5 protein-coding genes are annotated in these 3933 nt (G+C 66.8%); 4 read left to right on the top strand and 1 reads right to left on the bottom strand.

Annotated features, from left to right (window positions below; all coding sequences use genetic code 11):
- The 4 genes from AC5JJ6_RS16285 to AC5JJ6_RS16300 all read left to right on the top strand — a co-directional run.
- A partial coding sequence (locus AC5JJ6_RS16285) for an FUSC family protein (RefSeq protein ID WP_496043063.1) occupies positions 1-889 on the top strand: 889 nt, incomplete at its 5' end.
- Between the two features lies 1 nt (position 890).
- A complete protein-coding gene (locus AC5JJ6_RS16290; protein WP_496043064.1) occupies positions 891-1100 on the top strand; it encodes a DUF1656 domain-containing protein in 210 nt (69 codons plus the stop codon).
- Between the two features lie 4 nt (positions 1101-1104).
- Positions 1105-1971 carry an efflux RND transporter periplasmic adaptor subunit gene (locus AC5JJ6_RS16295; protein ID WP_496043065.1) on the top strand — a complete coding sequence of 289 codons (867 nt, stop codon included), beginning with the start codon at positions 1105-1107 and terminating at the stop codon, positions 1969-1971.
- Positions 1972-2054: 83 nt separating this feature from the next.
- A complete protein-coding gene (locus AC5JJ6_RS16300; RefSeq protein ID WP_496043066.1) occupies positions 2055-3398 on the top strand; it encodes an 8-oxoguanine deaminase in 1344 nt (447 codons plus the stop codon).
- Here the strand turns inward: AC5JJ6_RS16300 and AC5JJ6_RS16305 are convergent.
- Positions 3389-3933 (bottom strand): phytanoyl-CoA dioxygenase family protein (locus AC5JJ6_RS16305; protein ID WP_496043067.1); only part of this gene is annotated, 545 nt, incomplete at its 5' end. The two genes, AC5JJ6_RS16300 and AC5JJ6_RS16305, sit on opposite strands and share 10 nt — an antisense overlap.

Below are 3933 nucleotides of genomic sequence, written 5' to 3' on the forward strand. Positions count from 1 at the left end.
CTGCACGGGGATCTGGATCGCCACCGGGTGGCCGCACGGCTATCTCGCCGCGATGATGGCCGCCGTGGGATGCAGCCTGTTCGCGACCCTGGACGAACCGGCGCAGGCGGCGGCCAAGTTCCTGAACCTGTCGATCGTCGCCATGATGATCGCGAGCGGCTACCTGCTGTTCGTGCTGCCGGGCGTCAACAGCTTTCCGATGCTGGTGGCGGCCCTGGTGCCGGTCTTCATTCCGCTCGCCGCCGCGATGGCGTCGCCGCTTCACTTCCCCGTGGCGCTGCCCGTCCTAATCACGACCGCCGCGACGCTGGCGCTTCAGAACAGCTACCAGATCGACTTCGCCGACTTCCTCAACGGCGGGATCGCTCAGGTGATCGGGCTTGGAACTGCCGTGGTGGTCCTGACGCTCATGCGGTCGCTGGGAGCGGACTGGACGGTCCAGCGGCTGATGGACGCGATCCGGAGCGATCTGGCGAGGCTGGCCGGCGGAGACTCCAGACTGGACCGGCGGCGCTTCGAAGGGCGGATGTACGACCGCCTGGGCGGTCTGGTGCCCCGTCTTGCGCTGACTTCGGACCGTCCGGAACGCCGGAACCTGCTGCGCGACGCGCTGGCGGGGCTGCGGATCGGACTGAACCTCCTGGCGATCCGGCGCGACCGCGACATGCTGCCGGCGCCGGCGCGCGAGACGATAGACACGGTGCTGGCGGCGCTCCGGCGCTATTTCGGCGGTGCGGACGGAGACACCGATATCGACGAGTTGCGCCACGTGCTGGACGACGCGGCCGCCCGGCTTTCGGCGCCCGAGACCGGCGCCGCCGGTACAGAAATACTCCTGTCGCTGTTCGGCATACGCCACGCGCTGTTCCATATCCAACGGACGTCCTGAGATGAAGGAACTCGACATAGCGGGCGTGTACATCACGCCCATCCTCGGCTGGGCGATCGTAGCCCTGGTCGTCTGGACGGTGCTGCGGCGCCTGATCGACAAGACCGGCATGGCGCGGTGGATCTGGCATCGCGGACTTTTCGACGCGGCGCTGTTCATCATCGTCCTGGGTGGCGTCGTCGCGGTGGCCGGCCGGCTTACGGAATTATAGGACCATGAAACTCTCGATTTCTCTTGGCCGTATTGCGGTCACCCTGGTCACGGTCGCCCTCGCCGCCGTCGTCGGCTGGTACCTGTGGGACTACTACATGGAAAGGCCCTGGACCCGCGACGGCCGCGTCCGCGCCGACGTCATCCAGGTGGCGCCCGACGTCTCGGGCGTCGTGTCCCGCGTCGACGTGGCGGACAACCAGCGGGTCCATCGCGGCGAACTGCTGTTCACCATCGATCAGGACCGCTACCGGCTGGCCTTGGATCAGAGCAAGGCGATGGTGGAGAGCCGCCGCGCCGAGATGATGCAGCGGGAACGCGACATGGACCGGCAGCACAGGCTGGCCAACGGCGTGGTCTCGGCATCGGACCGCGAGCAGGCGGAATCGGCCTATGCCATAGCGCAGGCCGGCTACCGGCAGGCTGTGGCCGACATGGAGGTCGCCAACCTCAATCTCGAGCGGACGGAAGTCCGCGCCGTCGCCGACGGCTATGTCACCAACCTGGAGCTTCATGCCGGCGACTATGTCCAGGCGGGATCTCCCGCCCTGGCGCTGGTGGATATCAACTCGTTCCATGTCGTCGGGTATTTCGAGGAAACCAAGCTGCCGCGCATCAAGGTCGGGGCGCGGGTATCGGTGGCGCTGATGGGATCGGGCGAAAACTTCGAAGGCCATGTCCACAGCATCGCCAGCGGCATCGTGGACCGGGAACGCAGCCAGAGCCCCGACCTGCTGGCGAACATCAACCCGACCTTCACCTGGGTCCGGCTGGCGCAGCGGATTCCGGTCCGGATCTCGCTGGACCATCCGCCGGAGGACTGGCAGCCGAGGGCCGGGCTCACCGCGACCATCACCGTCTTGCCCGATTAAGACCTGGGCCGGATTGAAGGCATGGCGGAAGGCCGATCACGGTAGTATTGGATCGACAGCGCCTATTCGAAGGAACTCCGCCCATGAGGCTTTGGATCAAGGACCCGCTGGCTATCCTCGCCGAGGGAGCCGAACGCGGGATCGTCGTCGAGGATGGCCGGATCGCCGAGCTGGTTCCCGCCGGACGTGAACCGGCGACCCCGGTGGCGGAGGTGTTCGAAGCGGGTGGTCTTGCCGTCGTTCCAGGGCTGATCAACACCCATCACCACTTCTACCAGACGCTGACCCGTGCATTGCCCGCCGCCTTGGACAAGGAGCTGTTCCCCTGGCTGAAGGCGCTGTATCCGGTATGGGCACGGCTCGACCGCCAAGCGCTTGAATCGGCCGTCACCGTCGCGATGGCGGAGCTGATGCTGTCGGGCTGCACCACGACGACCGACCACCACTACGTCTTCCCCAAGGGGCTGGAAGACGCGATCGATGTCGAGGGCGAGGTGGCGAAGCGGCTGGGCATGCGGGCCGTGCTGACGCGCGGTTCGATGAACCTGTCGGAACGCGACGGCGGGTTGCCGCCTGACAGCGTCGTCCAGGACGAGGATACCATCCTGGAGGACAGCGAGCGGCTGATCGGCAAGTATCACCAGCGCGGCGACGGCGCGATGATCCAGATGGCGCTGGCCCCCTGCTCGCCTTTCTCGGTCACCCGGTCGCTGATGACCCGGACGGCGGAGCTGGCCGCCCGTCATGACGTCCGCCTGCATACCCATCTGGCGGAGACGGAGGACGAGAACGCCTTCTGCCTGGAGACGATGGGCTGCCGTCCGCTGGACTACCTGGAGGAATGCGGCTGGCTGAACGACCGCGTCTGGCTCGCCCACGGCATCCACTTCGACGACGCCGAAATCGGCCGGCTGGCCGCCGCCGGTGCGTCCGTGACGCATTGCGCGTGCAGCAACCAGGTGCTGGCATCGGGCATGTGCCCGGTCCACGGGATGGAAAGCGCCGGGGTGAAGGTCGGGCTGGGCGTCGATGGTTCGGCCTCGGCGGACAGCAGCAACCTGATGCAGGAAGTGCGCGCCGCCTTCCTGCTGCAACGGCTCCAGTACGGGGTATCGGCGGTCAGCCATCGCGACGCGTTGCGTTGGGCCACCACCGGTTCGGCGGGATGCATCGGGCGCTCGGCGGACCTGGGAACGATCGCTCCGGGATATCAGGCCGATCTGGCGCTGTTCAGCCTGGACGAGCTACGCTTCGCCGGACACGGCGATCCCCTGGCGGCCCTGGTCCTGTGTGGCGCGCACAAGGCCGATTGGGTCATGATCGGCGGCCGATGGACCGTGGTCGACGGCGACATTCCGGGCTTGGACATCGCGGAGTTGAGCCGCAGCCATCAGGCGACGGCGCGCCGGATCGCCGGTCAGAACTGAAAGGCGGGGACCGGCGCCGGAAGTTCTTCGATCGCCTTGAGGTCGAAGCCGCGCAGCGGCATGGCCGGGGATCGTTGCAGCCAGTTGTCTTCCGGATACCGGCAGGCACCGTCGATCACGTGCAGGCTGTAAGAACCGCGCGCGTGGCGGGACCTGTTGGGGCCGCTGCGGTGCGGGCAGAAGCCGTGAAGAACGATCAGGGTGCCGGCTGGCGCTTCCAAGGGGACGAAATGCTCTTCCGATCCGTGGAATTCGTCGTTATCGAACCAATCCATGCCAGCACTGCCGTCCGGGCGGCGGCGAAAACGGGAACGGAGGCCGGTGCGATGGCCGCCGGGCTGTGCCCACATGCAGCCGTTCTCGGTCGTGGCGTCTTCCAGCGCGAACCAGAAACCGAGGACGCTGCCGGGCTCGGTATAGAGCCATGCCGCATCCTGATGGATATCGATCTCTCCGCCCTGATGGGCCTGCTTGAAGATCACCATCGATTGGAGCAGCAGGGGATCGACCATTCCCGTCTGCCGGCAGATCGCAT

Source organism: Skermanella sp. (assembly GCF_059503625.1).